Raw genomic sequence first — 18,102 nt, forward strand, 5'->3', positions numbered from 1 at the left:
GTGGTCCTGTTTCGGTGAGTCGTCGCAGGTCCGGTCGCTTCCCGGGTGACCCAAGCCAGCCCTACCGACGCGCCGAGGCAGCCTCTGCAATACCGTTGAGGAGACAAGGCGAGAGAATTTCGAGCACGCGAGAAGAGGATCAATGACCCGGATTGTGATCATCGGTGGTGGTCCGGCAGGGTACGAAGCAGCATTGGTAGCCGCCCAGCACGGCGGACAGGTGACGCTCGTCGATTCCGACGGTATCGGTGGTGCCTGCGTTCTGTGGGACTGCGTGCCGTCGAAGACGTTCATCGCCTCGACCGGCATTCGCACCGAGATGCGTCGTGCCAGCGACCTGGGTATTTCGCTCGATCCGTCGCAGGCCGCCGTCGCGCTTCCGAAGATTCACGACCGAGTCAAGAGTCTCGCGCAGGCACAGTCGGCCGACATCGCGCACCGCGTCACCTCGGTCGGCGTCGAACTTCTGGCCGGTCGCGCCGAGATGATCGACACCCACGTCGGGATGGCCTCGCATCAGATCAAGGCCGTGCTGGCCGACGGTGAAGAGCGAATCCTGGACGCGGACGTCGTTCTCATCGCAACCGGTGCCCGCCCGCGCGTGGTGAAGGGTGCCGAGCCCGACGGCGAACGCATTCTCAACTGGCGTCAGCTCTACGACCTCGAGGCCCTCCCCGAGCACCTGGTGGTCGTCGGATCCGGTGTGACCGGTGCCGAGTTCGTTTCGGCCTACACCGAGATGGGCGTCAAGGTCACCGCCGTCTCGAGTCGCGACCGCGTGCTTCCGCACGAGGACGAGGACGCCGCTCTGGTCCTCGAGGACGCGTTCAACGAGCGGGGTGTCACCCTCGTCAAGCACGCGCGAGCCGATTCGGTCGTCCGCACCGACGACGGAGTTCTGGTCACGCTGTCGGACGGCCGCACCGTCGAGGGCAGCCACGCGCTCATGACCGTCGGATCGGTTCCCAACACGTCCGGTCTCGGACTCGAGAAGGTCGGCATCGAACTCGACAAGGGTGGGTACCTGCGGGTGGACCGCGTATCTCGTACCGCGGTCGCCGGTATCTACGCAGCCGGTGACTGCACCGGCCTGCTGCCGCTGGCCTCGGTCGCCGCAATGCAGGGACGGATCGCGATGTACCACGCGCTGGGTCAGGCTGTCAGCCCGATCAAGCTCAAGACCGTGGCATCGGCGGTGTTCACGCGGCCCGAGATCGCGTCGGTGGGCGTCGCGCAGTCCAAGATCGACGCCGGTGACGTACCGGCGCGCGTGGTGATGCTGCCACTGACCACAAATCCGCGAGCGAAGATGAGCGGGCTCAAGCGCGGTTTCGTCAAGATCTTCTGTCGCCCGGCCACCGGCGTCGTCATCGGCGGCGTCGTGGTTGCGCCGAGTGCATCGGAGCTGATTCTGCCGATCGCGATGGCTGTGCAGAACAATCTGTCGGTGAACGACCTGGCGAACACGTTCTCGGTGTACCCGTCGTTGTCGGGATCGGTCATCGAGGCTGCGCGCCAGTTGATGGCGCACGACGATCTGGACTGATCTCACAATGTGAGAATTGCGTTTCATATTTCGGTAGCACGTGAGACAGTCGAGAGAGCGGACACACCCGTCCGCTCTCTCCTCGACTCAGCGGATCCGCGGGCCGTTCCCTCGTTCCTGCTGCCCCGGAGTCTCTTTCATGTCTTCTACTCACTTACCGGCCGGCTTGGCCCGACGCACCGCATCGCTTTCCAGCTCGGCCATCCGTGATCTTCTGGCCCTCACTGCACGCGACGACGTCATCAGTCTGGCGGGAGGTCTACCGGCCACGGATCTGATACCGGTCGACCGTATCGCGGCAGCTGCCGAGGCGGTGCTGCAGAGTCCCGATGCAGTCCAATACTGCGAGACCGCCGGCCATCGCACGCTGCGCAGCGTGATCTCGGCGAGGGAGAGCGCCGTGCGCGGGGGAGTGCCGGTGTCGACGGACACCGTCGTCGTCACGCACGGATCGCAGCAGGCGCTGACGCTGCTCGCGCAGGCGCTGATCGACCCGGGTGCCGTGGTCGTCGTCGACGAACCTGCGTATACCGGTGCGCTGCAGGTGTTCTCGATCGCCGAAGCACGGATCGAGGCCATCGAAATCGACGCCGACGGGATGAACACCGCCGAACTCGAACGACGGTTGACGGCGGGGCTGCGTCCTGCGGTGGTCCATACGGTTGCCAACTTCCACAACCCTCGCGGGGTCACGATGAGCGAGCCGCGGCGGCGGCACCTTGCGGCGCTCGCGGATCACTACGGATTCTGGGTGATCGAGGACGACCCGTACGGCGAGATCTGGTTCGCCGCAACAGGCTCTACGCACGGCACGGGCGCACCGCCGCCGCCGATAGCCTGCTTCGGCGATCGCGTCATCCGGCTGTCGAGTGCGTCGAAGATCCTCGCTCCGACGCTGCGTGTCGGCTGGTTCGTCGCACCGCCCGCCGTGTGTGCGGCTGTGGAGCTCCTCAAACAGGGCGCCGATCTGTGCGGTTCCTCGATGACGCAGCTGATGGCGGCGAACATGCTCGGCGACACTGCGTGGTTGGACGCACACTTGGCAATATTGCGTGGCGAGTACGCCTGCCGTGCAAAGGCATTGACGGATGCGCTCGATGCCGAGTTCTCCGCGCGGCTCACGGTCTCGCGCCCGACGGGTGGAATGTTCGCCTGGGCCACCTTCGAGGATGGGACCGACACGGACGAGTTGCTCGCGGCCGCCCTCGAGCATGGAGTCGCCTTCGTTCCCGGCTCGGCGTTTGCGTCGGCCGAGCAGTACGGACGCTCGCTCCGATTGAGCTTCGCGGGATCGACCCCGGCAGAGCTGGCGGAGGCTGTGCGGCGATTGAGTGCCGCACATGCGTCCATCCGCACTCACTGAGCGTCGTCAGCAGGTTCTGCGCGTGGCGGACCTGGGGCGGTAACCTGACATGCACGTAGTGCGCGAGGTTTTTCGACGGATAGGGAGCGTCACAGTGAGCAACCGATCGAACACGAAGTTCCTCGGACCCACCCAGCGGGTGGAGGCGTGGGACCAGCTCGGATCCGAGCAGTTCGACGTAGTGGTCGTTGGCGGCGGCGTGGTGGGCTCCGGTGCCGCCCTCGACGCGGCGACGCGGGGTCTCAAGGTGGCTCTGGTCGAGGCGCGAGATTATGCGTCGGGCACCTCGTCTCGGTCGTCGAAGATGTTTCACGGCGGGCTCCGCTACCTCGAACAGCTCGAGTTCGGGCTCGTGCGCGAGGCGCTGCACGAACGGGAACTCTCGTTGTCCACGCTCGCACCGCACCTGGTCAAGCCGTTGAAGTTCCTGTTTCCGCTCACACATCGCCTGTGGGAGCGCCCGTACATCGCCGCGGGCATTTTCCTCTACGACCGGATGGGTGGGGCCAAATCGGTTCCGCAGCAGAAGCATCTGACGCGTTCGGGCGCGTTGCGGATGTCGCCCGGCATCAAGCGGAAGTCGCTGATCGGCGGAATTCGGTACTACGACACCGTCGTCGACGATGCCCGGCACACCATGACAGTCGCCAGAACGGCCGCTCACTACGGCGCAGTGGTTCGTACATCCACTCAGGTCGTCGGTTTCCTGCGGGAGGCCGATCGGGTATCCGGTGTGCGAGTGCGCGATTCGGAGACCGGTGCCACCACCGAAGTGCGTGCACACGTGGTGATCAACGCCACCGGCGTGTGGACCGACGAGATCCAGTCGTTGTCCAACATGCGCGGACGGTTTCGGGTGCGTGCATCGAAGGGTGTACACATCGTGGTGCCGCGCGATCGAATCGTCAGCGAAGCCGCGATCATTCTGCGCACCGAGAAATCCGTACTCTTCATCATCCCGTGGGGTGCGCACTGGATCATCGGCACCACCGACACCGACTGGAATCTCGATCTCGCGCATCCAGCCGCGACCAAAGCCGACATCGACTACATCCTGGGTGAGGTCAACGGTGTGCTCGTCACGCCGCTCACCCACGAGGACATCGACGGTGTGTACGCGGGCCTGCGGCCACTGCTGGCAGGCGAGAGCGACGAGACCTCCAAGCTCTCTCGCGAGCACGCGGTCGCTCGGGTGGCACCGGGGCTCATCGCCATCGCCGGCGGCAAGTACACGACCTACCGAGTGATGGCCGAGGACGCCGTCGATCTTGCGGCTGAGGATATCCCGGTGCGGGTGGCGTCCTCGATCACCGAGAAGGTGCCCCTCGTGGGTGCGGACGGTTACTTCGCGCTGGTCAATCAGGCACCTCATCTGGGCGAGATGTACAACTTGCATCCACATCGGGTGACGCACCTGCTGGACCGGTACGGTTCGCTGATCGACGAGGTGTTGGCGATGGCGGACGGCAAACCCGAGCTGCTGCAACCACTCACCGACGCACCGTCCTACCTCCAGGTCGAGGTGGTCTACGCGGCGGCGGCGGAGGGCGCGTTGCACCTCGAGGACGTGCTGTCGCGTCGGACCCGCATTTCCATCGAGTACTCGCACCGTGGGATGAACTGCGCGGGTCAGGTGGCAGCGTTGATCGCTCCCGTTCTGGGCTGGGACGAGGCCATGGTCGATCGTGAAGTCGATACCTACCGCGCCCGGGTGGAGGCCGAGATCGAATCGCAGCGCCAGCCCGACGACGAGTCGGCGGACGCGCTGCGGGTTGTCGCTCCCGAGGCCCGACAGGAGATTCTGGAACCGGTTCGCGGGTTCTGAGTCAGCGAGTCCGGACCAGTGTCCTGGGCGCGCGAGCGGCCGTCGCGCCGGAGACGGCCATGACCAGCAGGGTGAGTATCGCCAGTGTCAGCATGGGATCCATGGTGATCGGCGAAGCTGTGAGCAGGCTTGGCCTTCGCTGACAACGAGCCGTCAGACGGGCTCGGGTTGACAGTGGGGGCAATAGTAGATCTGCCGCTCTTCGAGGGGGTTGTCACCGATGAGCCCGAACTCGATGGTAGTTCCGCACCGTCGGCACGGCTTGTTCTCCCGGCCGTACACCCAGAAGTGTCGGCCCGGCCGCCGATCTCCGGTGGTGACGCGCTGGTTCCGATCCTTGTTGGCCATGATCAATCGATAGGACAGGTCGATCGTCTTCTTCAGGTCGCCGGCGTCGGCGACCGGTGTGCGCGGATCGATTCCACGCAGAAAGCAGATCTCGTTTCGATAGACGTTGCCGAGCCCGGCGATGTTGCGCTGATCGAGCAGAGCGAGTCCGACGGGACGAGCCGGATCCGACTCCAGATTGGCCAGGGCGGTTGCTGGGTCCCAGTCGGGGCCCAGCAGATCCGGTCCGAGATAACCGACCGCCTCGTCCTCGTTCTCGATGATGTCGAGGACTCCGAGTTCGAACCCGATGGCCTGCGCGTTCGCGGTGTTCAGGATGATGCGCGCCTGGAAAGCCGGGCGACGCCACCTCGCGCCGGGTGCGTAGACGTGCCACGTGCCCTCCATCTTCAGATGCGAATGGATGGAATAGCCGCCGACTCGAATCAGCAGATGCTTGCCGCGCGACGCGACAGAGTCGACCGTCCTGCCGGTGAAATCTACTGTGGCATAACGTGGTACGCGAATGTCGCAGGTGGTGAGCTGCTGGCCCTCCAGTGCCGCCCGTAGAGTGTTGGCCGCGCGCCAGACCGTATCGCCCTCGGGCATCGGTGTCCTCTCTCGTTCCTGGGAAGTGTTGCGAAGCTTCAGCGTCGGAGACGTAGTCCCCGGGGAGTCGCCGAGAAACCTGCTTCGGTCAGTGTCCTGGAGAAGTCCGTGCCGTGGATGTCGTGACCGTTGATCCGCTCGACCAGCAATTTGTCGACACCGCCCCGTCGGACGGTGGCCGCCAATGCGGTTGCCGCAGCGCCGATGTCCTCGGCATTCTCGCCGAACGTCAGCACGGACTTTCCGCCGCGTTCGACGAACATCGTCAATTCGCCCCGCACGAGGACGACCAGTGCACCTGCCTTGCGGCCAGGCCGATGCTTCGTCGTCTCGTCCGGCTCATCGCTGCCGCCGGCCTTCGGCCAGGGTAGTGCTCCGCCGTAGGGGTTGGCCGGATCGCACGACGCGAGTACGACGGCGGTGGCGTTCTTCTTCGGCTCGTCGTAACTGCGCAACCGATCGACCACGTCGGAGGTGGAGAACTGAGCGCCGCCGAGCGAATCGACGAAGTAGCCGCGTCGGCATCGACCGGAATCCTCGAACCCGGTCAGCACCTTGTACATCGTGGCGAATCCGCCGGGGACCCCTTCGTTCATCACCGAACCGCGGGTCACCACGCCGTAGCGCTCGAGAAGTACGTCTGCGGTGGCATGAGCGCGGACGGTGAGGTCGGGTTCGAGTTCGGGCAATCGTGACCATCGTCCACCCGCCGTCGGGGGGCCGGTGCGGGTGGGCAGTGACGGCCGCTCGAACTGACGGTAGGAGCGCAGGCGTGGTGTTCGACGCGGTGCTCGATGGCTCGGAGCCGAGCGAGTGGCTGTGGAGTTCAACAGCGCTCGCAGCGGAGCGAATGTGTCGTTGCTCAGACGGCCGGCCCACACCAGCTCCCACAGCGCCGCCTGCAGAGCGGTGTCGTCGGTGCTGCCGACGGTGTCGGAGAGCTGCCGGAAGAAGTACGCACCGCCGCCCGCGACGGCGTCCTGAATTCGAATCTGCAACTCCGACAGGTCGGACTCGGGTGCAGGCACGAGGGTGAGGGGTGCGGTGTCGGCCATGTGCAGGCTCACCCAGCCGTCCTTGGACGAGATCGCACCGTGCCCCGACCACAACACCTCACCGGTCGATGTGAGTTCGTCGAGCATCGCCGGGCTGTAATCGGTCACTCGCGACGAGAGCACGAGCGATTCCCAGGCCGATGCCGGAACAGGAACGCCCGCAAGCTGTTCGATGACGGTCGCGACGCCGTCGATTCCGCTGAGGCGTCGACTGTCCACGTGCTGCCAGGCTGGCAGGAAGCGGCCGAGGGTGGCGGTGGATACGGGTTCCACCTCTTGCCGAGCCGCTGCGAGCGACCGACGCCGCAGTCGCCGGAGAACCTCGGCGTCGCACCATTCGCTGCCCGTGGCACCGGGACGGAACTCGCCTTCGACGACTCGCTTGTCGACGGCCAATCTGCGCAGGACATCGCGTACCACGGCGGTACCGACGCCGAACCGCGCCGCTGCGTCGTCGAGGGTGAACGGTCCGTGGGTTCGTGCGTACCGGCTGATCAGGTCGACCAGCGGGTCGTCGACGGGTTCTATGAATGCGGCCGGGGTGCCGATGGGAAGTGGAACGCCGAGTGCATCGCGCAGGCGAGCGGCGTCCTCGATTGCCGTCCACCAGGTCTGTCCGGCGAACGTGACCTCCATCGCCCGCTTGGCATCGGCCAGTTCGGCGAGCCACTGCGGGAATTCGTCGCTGTTGGTGCGCAGGCCGATCTCGTCCACGGTCAACGGGCCGAGCAGCCGCAACAGATCGGCTACGCCTTCGATGTCCTTGGCGTGGCGGTCCTCGGGGAGGCGCTGTAGTTCGAGTTCGGTGGTGGTGATGACGCTGTCGTCGAGCAGCTCTCGTAGCTCTACGCGTCCGAGCAACTCGGCCAGCAGCGCGGAGTCCAGCGACAGCGCAGCGGCCCGGCGCTCGGCCAGCGGGCTGTCGCCCTCGTACATGAATGCGCCGACGTAGTTGAACAGCAACGAATTGGCGAAGGGTGACGGCGATGGTGTCTCGACGTCGACGATCCTTATCTGGCGCCGACCGATGCGGGCCAGGATGTCTTCGAGGGCGGGCAGGTCGTAGACGTCCTGCAGGCATTCGCGGACGGTTTCGAGCAGGATCGGGAACGTGGGGTACTTGCGTGCCACGTCGAGCAGTTGCGCCGAACGCTGCCGCTGTTGCCACAGCGGTGCCCGCTTGCCTGGGTTGCGGCGGGGCAGAAGCAGTGCGCGAGCGGCACATTCGCGAAATCTGGACGCGAACAGTGCCGATCCGCCGACCTGCTCGGTGACGATGTCGGCAATCTCGTCGCGCTCGAACACGAACAGCTCTGCACCGGGTGGCTGATCGTCGGTATCGGGGAGTCGGACGATGATGCCGTCGTCCGAGGCCGTGGGGGCGGCGTCGATGCCGTAGCGCTCGATCAGTCTCGCGCCCACCGCGAGTGCCCACGGTGCGTGCACCTGCTGGCCGTAGGTCGAGTGCAGCACCAGTCGCCAGTCGCCGAGTTCGTCGCGGAACCGTTCGACGATCATCGTCTTGTCGGTGGGGAGTTGGCCGGTCGCCTCCAACTGCTCGTCGAGCAACGCGATCAAGTTGTTGACCGCGTTGGCGTCGAGGCCGTCGGCGCTCAGTCGCTCGGCCAAGTTGCTGCGGTCTGTGGTGCTCCGCAGGAACTCGCCCAGAGCCCGACCCAGTTCTGCCGGTCGACCGAGACCGTCGCCGTGCCAGAACGGGAGCCTGCCCGGTTGGCCGTACGCCGGGCTCACCAACACCCGGTCGTGGGTGATCTCCTCTATGCGCCAACTGGTGGCGCCGAGCGCGAAGACGTCACCCACCCGTGATTCGTAGACCATCTCTTCGTCGAGTTCGCCTACTCTGGACTGCTTTTCGCCGACCATGTAGACGGTGAACAATCCGCGGTCGGGAATGGTTCCGCCAGAGGTGACAGCCAATCGCTGCGACCCGGGCCGCCCGGTGAGGGTGTTGGCGTCGCGGTCCCACACGAGCCTCGGTCGGAGTTCGGCGAACTCGTCCGAGGGGTAACGGCCCGAGAGCAGATCCAGGGTCGATTCGTAGGCCGAACGGGGCAGCGTGGCGAAACTTCCTGTGCGACGGACGGAATCGAACCAGTCCTCGGCGTCGATGGGTTCGAGGGCACAGGCCGCGACAGTCTGTTGAGCCAGCACGTCGAGTGGGTTGGCAGGAACGAAGAGAGCCTCGATCTTGCCCGACGTCATGCGTTCGACGGTGACTGCGCAGTGAATCAGGTCGGTGCGGTGTTTGGGGAACAGCACGCCCTTCGAGATTTCGCCGACCTGGTGCCCCGCGCGTCCGACCCGTTGCAGCCCGCTGGCCACCGACGGCGGTGCCTCGACCTGAACGACCAGATCGACTGCGCCCATGTCGATTCCGAGCTCGAGGCTGCTGGTGGCGACGACGCAGCGCAGCCGTCCCGTCTTGAGGTCGTCCTCGATCAGTGCGCGTTGGTCTTTGCTGACGCTGCCGTGGTGGGCCCGGGCCAACAACGGATCGGCGCCGTGGTTCACGTCGTTGGGAGTGCCGACCTGCGAGGGCGGCTTGTGCTGTGTCTCGACGCCGTCGCCGATTCGCTCGGCGTACACCTCGTTCAGCCGCGCGGTGAGTCGCTCGGCGAGCCGCCGGGAGTTCGCGAACACGATGCACGAACTGTGCTCGAGGATGAGATCGACCATTTTCTCTTCGACGTGCGGCCAGATCGAGCCCTGCGCCGGGGGAGCGGCGGAGGTATCGGCATTCGGATCGGTGACGCCCAGTTCGGTCATGTCCTCGACGGGTACCTGAACCGTCAGGTCGAACGTCTTCGGGGCGGGCGGAGCGACGATCTCGATGGGAGCCGCTCCGGCCAGAAAACGGCCGACCTCCTCGTGCGGGCGAACCGTCGCGGACAGGCCGATGCGCTGCGCCGGCTTGTTCAGCATGCCGTCGAGTCGTTCGAGCGACACCGCGAGGTGCGCGCCGCGCTTGGTGCCGGCCACGGCGTGCACCTCGTCGACGATCACGGTGTCGACCTCGGCGAGAATGTCTCGCGCTGCCGAGGTGAGCATGAGGAACAGCGACTCCGGGGTGGTGATCAGGATGTCCGGGGGAGTCTTGATCATGTTCCGACGGTCGGCGGCGCTGGTGTCGCCGGAGCGCACGCCCACCGAGATTTCGGGTGGATCGAGGCCGAGCCGCTTGGCCGTCTGAGTGATACCGACCAGGGGTGCGCGCAGGTTACGTTCGACGTCGACCGCGAGAGCTTTGAGCGGCGAGATGTAGAGGACCTTCGTCTTCCGCTTGCTGTCCGCACCCAGTTGCGCCAGCTCGTCGAGAGCCCACAGAAATGCCGAGAGGGTCTTGCCCGATCCGGTCGGTGCGACGACGAGAGTGTGAGCGCCGCTCGAGATCGACGACCAGGCACCCAGCTGCGCGGAGGTGGGTGCCGGAAACGCGCCGGTGAACCACTCGCGAGTGGGCCGCGACAGCTTCTGCATCACAGACAGCTGTTCCGGTGCTCCTGTGCCGATACCGTGCCTGGCCATCCCAACATCATGCCCCGGGGCGCCGACAGATAATCCCCGTGCAGCTCCGGTTCACGAGCCCGTGTTGTTTCCTTCGATTCGGGTACCCGGACGCCATGACCGACGACCAAGAGACCATGCAGAAGATTTCCGCGAAACTCGACGCTCTGCTCGGCAGCAAGACCAACGGCCTGCAGAACGAGGTTCCCCCCGGAGCCAGCATCCAGTCCGACGAGGACGACGCCGAGCAAGGGCCGCTGGGTCGTGACTACCACCTGGCGAGCAAGTACGCACAGGCGCTCGCGATCAACGAGCCGCAGGTGATCGACCGTGACGAATTCGACCGGTTGGTCGCCGAGTACGGCTGACCACACACGACTCGTGGCGGTGACCTGGCGAACCTGACGGCATCGGATCTACAGTCGATGGGTGACCGAACGCAAGAAGCCAGGAGTCACGTTCGAGTCCTGGGTGGACAAGCAAATCCGTCAGGCCCAGGACGAGGGCGCCTTCGAAGGGCTGGAGGGGGCCGGTAAACCGATTCCGCTCGGCGATCCCCGGGACGAGCTGTGGTGGGTTCGCGGTTACCTGAAACGGGAGAATCTCCCGGCCGACGCGTTGTTGCCCACCGCGCTGCAGCTTCGCAAGGAGATCGAGCGGCTGCCGTCCACGCTGATCGGTATTCGGCGCGAGGACTCGGCACGAGATGCTCTGGACGAGTTGAACGCTCGCATTGTCGACTGGATCCGGTTTCCGACGCCGCCGATCGTTCCCCTGGGGCCGGTCGATGTCGAGGCATGGCTCGAAAAGTGGCGAACCAACCGAGCCGAGGTGGACCGACTCGAGCACGAGCATCGCTCGCAGTCGGTCGCACCCTCGGCGTCGGAGACCGGTACCGCCGGACGATCGTGGTGGACGCGCATGCGTCGAACATTCACCTGGCGGCGCTGAGACCCGTTGTCGTTCCACACATGGCGAGCGCATCGGCGGCTGTCGACACGAACGGAATGCCTGATGTTCCGTCGACCCGAATTCTCGACGGCAGCAGCCCGTCGGAGTGTGCCGGTTCTTCCATCGTCTTCCAGCCGGTGGCCCGCCTGAGAATTCCGCCGACCAGAGTGTCCGCCGCATGACGGTTTCCGCTGCGGACGGTGATCGGCGCGGTATCGAGCTCGACTCGGGCGAACCGTAATGCTGCATCCACGGCTTCGGTGGTCTGCGCCGCTGACGATCGACCGCGTGGACCGGTGCTCAAGCCGTGCCCGGGTAGATCGAGGACCACCACGTCGACGCCTCCCGCAGCGATGTCCGAGGCCAACGGGGTGAGGTATCGCGCGTGCGTACCTGCGTCTGCGACGAGCACCACCGATTGCTCGGATTCGACGGACGCTCGATGGATCTCGGCGTGCACGCTGCCGTGGCCGGTATCGAGCTGACGATGTTCCACCTGCAGTGCGGCAACATCCGCCCGGCTCAGTGCAACAGCCTCCGATGCCGGGCGTAGCGCCGCTTCACAAGCCAGGCCGCGTGCCAGGGCGTCGCCGCGGCGAAGTAGCGACTTGCCTTGCAGCAGAATCATCACCGCGGCGCTCTCGTGTGCGGTGAGTGTCGGTGCCCAGCCGGTGGCGCGGCCCAGAGCCGAGGAATCGACTATGGGTTCGCCCGGTGTGACCCACTGGCCGGAGAAGGGTGTGAGCCCCAGACGGAACGCCACGTTCGCAACATGCGTTGCAGCTTTCTGCGGAACGTCGAACATCAACTGGCCCTGCATCGCAGCGAGTTCGCGCACACCGACCCAGTCCACTGGACCCAGGTTGTACGGACCGACGAGGTCGGTCTTGGCCGCGCGGTGGAAGGCGTCGGCCATGTCGTCTTGGTACAGGAATTGATACGACGCCCGATCCGCCTCCGGGAATGCACCGATCGGCCCGGTGAACTGGTCGATCCCGTCGTTGGCGAAGTCGGGTCCGACGATGTACGTGCACCGCAACATCGAGATGGTCATCTCGCCGGGGTGCCTACGGAGCCACCACTCAGCATAGTGTTCCACCTCGGCCTTGTCGTAGAAGTAATAACGATCGGGATCACCTGCAGGATAACTGTTCTCGGTGAGTGGCTCCGGAGCTATGTCGGCACCGTATGCGTTGATGCTCGACGCAATGACCACTCGCGCCGCGCCCGCTCGATATGCCGAATCGACGACGTTGCGTGAGCCGCGGAGGTTGATGTCGTGGGTTTCGGCCTTGTCTTTGAGCTCCTCGACCACGAACGCCAAGTGCAGCACGACGTCGCATCCAGCGAACGTCTCCTCGAGGTCGGGAGAGCGAATGTCGGAGCGCAGCGAGGTGAACTTCGGGTGCGTGATTCGGGCTGGGCGACGGGCTATCCCGATGACCTCGTCCACCTCGGGATCCTCGAACAGCCTCGGAAGTATGGCGGCCGCGAAGTCACTGGTGGCTCCGGTGACCGCGATACGCAATCCGCGGGCGTCCTCACTCATTCGGGCAGTCCTGCCACGGCCTCGATGATGTGCTCCGTGGCGGTCGACAGCTGCTGTTCGGTGTGTGTTGCCATCACGCACAGGCGAAGTATCGCACCGGACTTCGGCACGGCGGGATGCAAGGCGGCACTGGTGAAGATGCCACGGTCGTAGAGGTTCTTCCACAGGCTCATGGCCACGAGGTCGTCGCCGATGTGCAGTGAGACGATGGGGGCGGCCGTATCTCCGTGTGGGGTCGCGGAGCGGCCTGCCACGTCGAGCCCAGCCGATTGCAATCCGCCGCGCAGGATCTCGGCGTTCTCCAGTACGCGCCGAGCCCGATCCTTACCCTCATCGCTACGGATCAGGCGGACCGAAGCCAACGCGGCACCCACCGCAGCAGGCACGCCGGAGGTCGTGAACAGGAAGGCGCGGGCCTTGACCCGGAGGGTGTCGATCAAGTCACTCGATCCGGTGACGAACCCACCGGTGGAGCTGGGGCTCTTCGACAGCGATGCCATCGTGACGTCGACGTCCTTGGTGATACCGAACAGCTCGGCGGCTCCGGTGAGCTCGGGCCCGTAGATACCGAGGCTGTGGGCTTCGTCGACCATCAGCGCCGCGTGATAGCGGATACACAGCTCGGAGACCGCGTCGAGCGGTGCAAGATCGCCCTCCATGGAATACAGGCCGTCGACGATGACCAGCACGGCACCGTCGTCGACGACGGGCTGCTGGAGCTTGGCTTCGAGGTCGGCCATGTCGTTGTGCTTGAACTTGACCACCGACGCGCCCGAAAGAGCGCTACCGTCGCGGATGGATGCGTGTGCCGCCGAATCGACGATCACCGTGTCACCGGGGCCGACGATCGCGCTGATCGTTCCGAGATTCGTTTGATAACCGGTGGTGAAGACGAGTGCGTCGTCGGTTCCGTGCCACTGGGCGATCTCGTGTTCGAGTTCGAGGTGGAGGTCCAAAGTGCCGTTGAGCAAACGACTTCCGGTGACAGCGCTGCCGAACGTGTCGAGTGCGTGCTGGGCACCCTCGACAACCTTCGGATGGTCGGCAATACCGAGGTAGTTGTTGGACCCGAGCATGATCTTGTCTCGGCCCTCGACGCGAACGACCGGCGCGACGGCCGATTCCATCTTACGGAAGTAGGGGACCACATCGGCTTCTCGAACAGCGCGCAGCAAGTCCACGCGCTCGTCTCCGCCGAGTCGTTTCATCAATCTGTTGACAACCATCGTGTACCAGAACTCCTCACAGAGTTGTTTGTGGATTGCCGCGAATTCTTGAGTTCATTCGGAGCGGGCGGCAAATGCGATTGGTATTCGGCGGAAGAATATTCGATGCTCGAAAGAACGCACTCGCAGCGGAAATCGGTTGGTAAATCAGTCCGAAAAAATGATTTGGGTACTTTTTGCAGTTAAAATTTTACGATATCTTTAGTTTATTTGCGCAGGTCGGGGGGTATTTTGGTGGCCAGCGCGAATTCACCCGCTCTACCGCTGTGTATGTAAATATTCGACCGCTTTGTCGCGATCAAGTGATGGTACAAACGGTCGTCGCTGCAATCAATTAGTGGCACACAATCAATTAGTGACACAAGGAGATGAACTGTGACTGGATTAATGGTGCGCGAACGAGAAACGCTCGAGAAGTACATGCCTGGTTTGCTGAACTATTTGGATGCCACCCCGCTGGACCGACTCGAGTCGCGCGATTCGGACGCGATCGACAAGTTTCGGGAATTCGGCGGTACCGGTCTGGTGGTGCCGGGCGAACTGGGCGGTCTCGGTGCTCCGGCCATCGACGCGGTCCGGGCGCAGAGGGTCATAGGGTCTCGCTCGCCCTCTCTCGGCGCTGGAACCACGATGCACCATCTCTCACTTGCCTCCCTGACGGAGTTCGCGCGCGGTGCCACCGAGGACGACCGAGCGTTGATCAAGGGATTGGTCGAACAGAAGGCGATCGTCGCGTCCGGATTCTCCGAGGGAGTCACCGGTGGGAGTGTGTTCATACCGACGATGACGGCCGTGAAGAAGGGCGATAGCTACATCGTCAACGGAAGCAAGAAGCCGTGCAGTCTGGCGCGGTCGATGGATCTGCTGACCTGCAGTGTCGAGATCGACTCCGGTGACCGCGCCGTCGCTCTGATTCCGGCCAGCCTTCCGGGTATGAGCGTGAAGCCGTTCTGGACCACCGACATTCTGGCCGGCGCACAAAGCGAAGAAGTCCTGCTCGAAGACGTCGAAGTGCCCGCGAGCCTGGTCCTGCCCAACAAGGACGACGATCCCGATGGCGTGCACGAGATGACCGGTTACCTCTGGTTCGGCATGTTGATCTCCGCCAACTACATCGGCGCCGCGACTTCGCTGCTCGAGCGGATGATCGAGCAGGACAAGGGCGACTACGAGGGCTACGTTCGGGCGGCGGCCGAACTCGAGGCATCCATGGCAGCTATCGAGAACGTGGCCCGCGCCTTCGACGAAGGTGAACGCGGACAGGACATTTCGGTGAAGTTGTTGTTCAACCGCATTGCGATACGTGACGCACTGGTCCGCAGTAGTTCGGCTGCCATCGAATCGCTCGGCGGGATCGGCTTCATCAAATCACCCGAGATCGCTTACGTTGCAGCGGCATTGCACGCCTTCGCATTTCACCCGCCGTCGCGACGATCCATCTCGGAGACCCTGGCCCGTTTCCATGCAGGTGAGGATTTCGCCTTCGTCAAGTAGTGGTCAGTCTTCGTTGCGTTCTTCGTCGGCCAGTTTGTCCTCGCCTCGGTTGCGGAAGAACTTGAACCCGGGGATGCCGATCACCGCGCGTCGGACATCTTTGGTGACTCCGAGCAACTCGTGAATCTCGGGGGACACCGTGTCGAGGGTAGCGAGGATTGGGAGCAGAGCTTCCATGTGATCGAGGAGGCCGGGTAGCTGGTCCACCATAGCGATGGCGGCGTCGACTTCTTCGTCGGACAGGTTGTCGATGAACTTCCGCGCCATGGGCTCGGCCTGCTTGGCGATCGGATCGAACAGTTCGATCAGCTCGAGCGCAGTGTGCGAGGCGACCGATGCCGATGCGACGACCTCGTCGGCGGCACCGGTCGTCCGCTGCACGCTGGCGACGACCGCGTCGGCCGAGTCGATCACTCGGTCGATACGTGTCATCAATGTCTCTATGTGGTTCATCAGCGCTTCGATTCGGCCGGGCAGGGTAAGCGCGAATTCGGTCGTGGTGATCATCCAGCTCACACCGACCCGCGCCACCGCGACTCCGCGCCGGAGCACCGTCTCGGTACCGAGTGGATCGGGGAGCACCACGCCTGCCAACACCAGAGCCATAGGAGCGACAATGCCACACCGACACCACGCCCCGAGTGCCGTTAGCCTCGTAGCATGAGAGCCCTCGTCACCGGCGCCAGCGGATACATCGGGTCGCGGCTGGTGGCAGCTCTGCTGGCCGACGATGCCGACGTCGTAGTCGGTTCTCGCACGCCGAGCAACCTGAGAACGTTCGATTTCCACGACTCCGTCACTGCGGTATCGCTGGATGTCACCGATCAGCAATCGTGTGCCGATGCGTTCGCCGAAGCCGGCGACATCGATGTGGCGTACTACCTGGTGCACGCCATCGGTGAGTCCGACTACCGTGCGCAGGATCGACGGTCCGCCGAGCAGTTCGCCGCGGCTGCGGCCCGGGCGGGTGTGCAGCGGATCGTCTATCTGGGGGGCTTCGTACCCGACGACGACCATCTCTCCGAGCATCTCGCGAGTCGTGCGGACGTAGGGGAAGCGTTGACAGTCGACGGCGTCGAGTTGGTCTGGCTTCGTGCCGCCATCGTCATGGGTGCCGGTTCGACGTCGTACGAGATGTTGCGGTACCTCGCCGACCGCTTGCCGGTGCTACCACTGCCGAGCTGGCTCGCCGAGCCCGTGCAGCCGATCGCCGTCGACGACGTGCTGCACTATCTGGTGGCGTCCGCCGACGCCGAGACCGTGCCGGCGGGCTCGTACGACATCGGTGGGCCGGACGTGGTGCCTTACCGCGATCTGGTGTTCGCGTACGTCGAGGCTGCCGGTCTTCAACGGGTCGGGGTCCCGGTGCCGTTCGTGCCTACCTCCCTCGCAGGCAAAGTGATAGGCCGGATCATCCCTGTTCCGGCCGGGCTCGCCGAGGATCTGGTGGGGTCGCTGCACAACACGATGACGACGTCGGAGAGCCGGATACGTGAACTCGTTCCCGACCCTCCACATGGTCTGACCACCATCGCAGACGCCATGGCCCGTAGTGTGCGGGGCATGGTGGGTGAGCCTCCCGGTGTGTGCGCGCTGAAGGATCCGCTTCGGCTGGCCAACACGGATGCGGCGTGGAGCGGCGGCGATGCCCTCGGCGTCCGGCGTCGCGGTGTGGCAGTGTCCTCGGACCGCACCTGGGGCTTGATCGAGGCCCTCGGCGGGCGGCGACTGCTGTCCTCGAAGCCTGTGGCGGCAGCGGTGCGTACCAACCTGGACGTGGTGGCCGGTGTGAACCGACGCGTGACATCGGCCGTGCGTCGCTTGACCGATACCGAGGAGGCGTGATGGGAACGTGGTCGACGACCGCGCTGAACGTGATGAAGTCCGCGCTGGTCGATCCCGTGGAGCGCGATCACCGAGAATCCGACGCGGCATTCCGCAAGCGCCGGATCATCGTCATGATCACCTTGGTGATCGGCGCCACAGTGCTCTACTTCTCGCTCAAGGTCGAGCCCGGCGACCCGTCGTTCTACGCACTGACGCTGGTACTCGCTGCGGTATGGACGGTGGGCGGACTGCTCTCGGGCCCCCTGCATCTGGGACGCATCGTGGTCGGCGGTTCGATCCGTAGGCCGATCGTCACACCCATTCTGATCGGTCTCGCCGTGGGTGGTGTGTTCATGCTCGGCGGTCTGGTCGTACGGCAGATTCCGCCGCTGGCCGACTTCACCGAGAACGTGCTCGCGCACGCCAGAGTGGGCTCGCTGGTACTGATCGTCTTCATCGCGCTGCTCAACGGCGTGGCCGAGGAAATTTTCTTCCGTGGGGCGCTGTACTCGGCGATCGGCGTGAAGAACCCGGTGATCATCTCTACCGTCGTGTACGCGATCGCCACTCTCGCGTCCGGCAATCCGATGCTCGGCTTCGCCGCCGTGCTGCTGGGGTACGTGATGGGTCTTCAGCGGCGTGCCTCTGGAGGGATCCTGGCACCGATACTCACTCACGTCAGTTGGTCGGCGGTCATGGTGCTCGCTCTTCCGCCGTTGTTCGTGTGACCGCCGATGTTCGATCGGAAAGAGGCGTAAACACCGATTCGCTCGGCAGAAACGGTCCTGCGTGCTAATTCCTTCCG

At 64.6% G+C, this 18,102-nt stretch carries 13 protein-coding genes; 8 read left to right on the plus strand and 5 right to left on the minus strand.

Annotation, left to right across the window (positions count from 1 at the left end; translation table 11 throughout):
* Window positions 1-142: 142 nt before the first annotated feature.
* The 3 genes from O4220_RS26945 (at window position 143) to glpD (ending at window position 4,734) form a co-directional block, all read left to right on the plus strand.
* Window positions 143-1,546 carry an NAD(P)H-quinone dehydrogenase gene (locus tag O4220_RS26945; protein ID WP_032376850.1) on the plus strand — a complete coding sequence of 468 codons (1,404 nt, stop codon included), beginning with the start codon at window positions 143-145 and terminating at the stop codon, window positions 1,544-1,546.
* 139 nt (window positions 1,547-1,685) lie between these two features.
* Window positions 1,686-2,909, plus strand: a complete 1,224-nt coding sequence (locus O4220_RS26950) for a PLP-dependent aminotransferase family protein (protein WP_269608614.1) — start codon at window positions 1,686-1,688, stop codon at window positions 2,907-2,909.
* A 49-nt stretch (window positions 2,910-2,958) separates the two neighbouring features.
* Window positions 2,959-4,734, plus strand: coding sequence for a glycerol-3-phosphate dehydrogenase (glpD, locus tag O4220_RS26955; protein ID WP_420030473.1), 1,776 nt, complete (start codon window positions 2,959-2,961; stop codon window positions 4,732-4,734).
* Between the two features lie 153 nt (window positions 4,735-4,887).
* Here glpD and O4220_RS26960 read toward each other — a convergent pair whose 3' ends face one another.
* Both O4220_RS26960 and O4220_RS26965 read right to left on the minus strand, forming a co-directional pair.
* Complete coding sequence (locus O4220_RS26960) at window positions 4,888-5,670, minus strand: DNA-formamidopyrimidine glycosylase family protein (RefSeq protein WP_269608616.1); 783 nt, start codon at window positions 5,668-5,670, stop codon at window positions 4,888-4,890.
* Window positions 5,671-5,708: 38 nt separating this feature from the next.
* Window positions 5,709-10,271 carry an ATP-dependent helicase gene (locus O4220_RS26965; protein ID WP_420030474.1) on the minus strand — a complete coding sequence of 1,521 codons (4,563 nt, stop codon included), beginning with the start codon at window positions 10,269-10,271 and terminating at the stop codon, window positions 5,709-5,711.
* A 95-nt stretch (window positions 10,272-10,366) separates the two neighbouring features.
* On the opposite strand from O4220_RS26965, the gene O4220_RS26970 reads away from it, so the two are divergent.
* Together O4220_RS26970 and O4220_RS26975 are read left to right on the plus strand one after the other, a co-directional pair.
* A complete protein-coding gene (locus O4220_RS26970; protein ID WP_032376853.1) occupies window positions 10,367-10,618 on the plus strand; it encodes a hypothetical protein in 252 nt (83 codons plus the stop codon).
* 61 nt (window positions 10,619-10,679) lie between these two features.
* On the plus strand, window positions 10,680-11,201 hold the full coding sequence (locus O4220_RS26975; protein ID WP_269608617.1) for a DUF1992 domain-containing protein: 522 nt from the start codon (window positions 10,680-10,682) through the stop codon (window positions 11,199-11,201).
* Here the strand turns inward: O4220_RS26975 and O4220_RS26980 are convergent.
* Together O4220_RS26980 and O4220_RS26985 are read right to left on the minus strand one after the other, a co-directional pair.
* Complete coding sequence (locus O4220_RS26980) at window positions 11,185-12,750, minus strand: NAD-dependent epimerase/dehydratase family protein (protein ID WP_269608618.1); 1,566 nt, start codon at window positions 12,748-12,750, stop codon at window positions 11,185-11,187. The two genes, O4220_RS26975 and O4220_RS26980, sit on opposite strands and share 17 nt — an antisense overlap.
* Complete coding sequence (locus O4220_RS26985) at window positions 12,747-13,976, minus strand: aminotransferase class I/II-fold pyridoxal phosphate-dependent enzyme (RefSeq protein ID WP_269608620.1); 1,230 nt, start codon at window positions 13,974-13,976, stop codon at window positions 12,747-12,749. Before O4220_RS26985 ends, O4220_RS26980 begins: the two co-directional genes overlap by 4 nt.
* A 375-nt stretch (window positions 13,977-14,351) precedes the next feature.
* Here O4220_RS26985 and O4220_RS26990 point away from each other — a divergent pair, with 375 nt between their 5' ends.
* On the plus strand, window positions 14,352-15,470 hold the full coding sequence (locus tag O4220_RS26990) for an acyl-CoA dehydrogenase family protein (RefSeq protein ID WP_269608621.1): 1,119 nt from the start codon (window positions 14,352-14,354) through the stop codon (window positions 15,468-15,470).
* Between the two features lie 3 nt (window positions 15,471-15,473).
* Here the strand turns inward: O4220_RS26990 and O4220_RS26995 are convergent, their stop codons facing one another.
* Window positions 15,474-16,076, minus strand: a complete 603-nt coding sequence (locus O4220_RS26995) for a ribulose 1,5-bisphosphate carboxylase large subunit (protein ID WP_269608622.1) — start codon at window positions 16,074-16,076, stop codon at window positions 15,474-15,476.
* A 54-nt stretch (window positions 16,077-16,130) separates the two neighbouring features.
* Between O4220_RS26995 and O4220_RS27000 the strand changes: the two genes are divergently transcribed.
* A complete protein-coding gene (locus O4220_RS27000; RefSeq protein ID WP_269608623.1) occupies window positions 16,131-17,315 on the plus strand; it encodes an NAD(P)H-binding protein in 1,185 nt (394 codons plus the stop codon).
* Complete coding sequence (locus O4220_RS27005; protein WP_032376859.1) at window positions 17,315-18,025, plus strand: CPBP family intramembrane glutamic endopeptidase; 711 nt, start codon at window positions 17,315-17,317, stop codon at window positions 18,023-18,025. The genes O4220_RS27000 and O4220_RS27005 overlap by 1 nt, the downstream gene beginning before the upstream one ends.
* Window positions 18,026-18,102: the final 77 nt, after the last annotated feature.

It is taken from the genome of Rhodococcus ruber (assembly GCF_027270735.1).
GTDB lineage: Bacteria > Actinomycetota > Actinomycetes > Mycobacteriales > Mycobacteriaceae > Rhodococcoides > Rhodococcoides rubrum_A.

Bases quoted from the DNA above. Each gene is read 5' to 3' on its own strand.
- O4220_RS26945 (WP_032376850.1), top strand. From the start codon at position 143: ATGACCCGGATTGTGATCATCGGTGGTGGTCCGGCAGGGTACGAAGCA.
- O4220_RS26950 (WP_269608614.1), top strand. From the start codon at position 1,686: ATGTCTTCTACTCACTTACCGGCCGGCTTGGCCCGACGCACCGCATCG.
- glpD (WP_420030473.1), top strand. From the start codon at position 2,959: ATGCACGTAGTGCGCGAGGTTTTTCGACGGATAGGGAGCGTCACAGTG.
- O4220_RS26960 (WP_269608616.1), bottom strand. From the start codon at position 5,670: ATGCCCGAGGGCGATACGGTCTGGCGCGCGGCCAACACTCTACGGGCG.
- O4220_RS26965 (WP_420030474.1), bottom strand. From the start codon at position 10,271: ATGGCCAGGCACGGTATCGGCACAGGAGCACCGGAACAGCTGTCTGTG.
- O4220_RS26970 (WP_032376853.1), top strand. From the start codon at position 10,367: ATGACCGACGACCAAGAGACCATGCAGAAGATTTCCGCGAAACTCGAC.
- O4220_RS26980 (WP_269608618.1), bottom strand. From the start codon at position 12,750: ATGAGTGAGGACGCCCGCGGATTGCGTATCGCGGTCACCGGAGCCACC.
- O4220_RS26985 (WP_269608620.1), bottom strand. From the start codon at position 13,976: ATGGTTGTCAACAGATTGATGAAACGACTCGGCGGAGACGAGCGCGTG.
- O4220_RS26995 (WP_269608622.1), bottom strand. From the start codon at position 16,076: ATGGCTCTGGTGTTGGCAGGCGTGGTGCTCCCCGATCCACTCGGTACC.
- O4220_RS27000 (WP_269608623.1), top strand. From the start codon at position 16,131: ATGAGAGCCCTCGTCACCGGCGCCAGCGGATACATCGGGTCGCGGCTG.
- O4220_RS27005 (WP_032376859.1), top strand. From the start codon at position 17,315: ATGGGAACGTGGTCGACGACCGCGCTGAACGTGATGAAGTCCGCGCTG.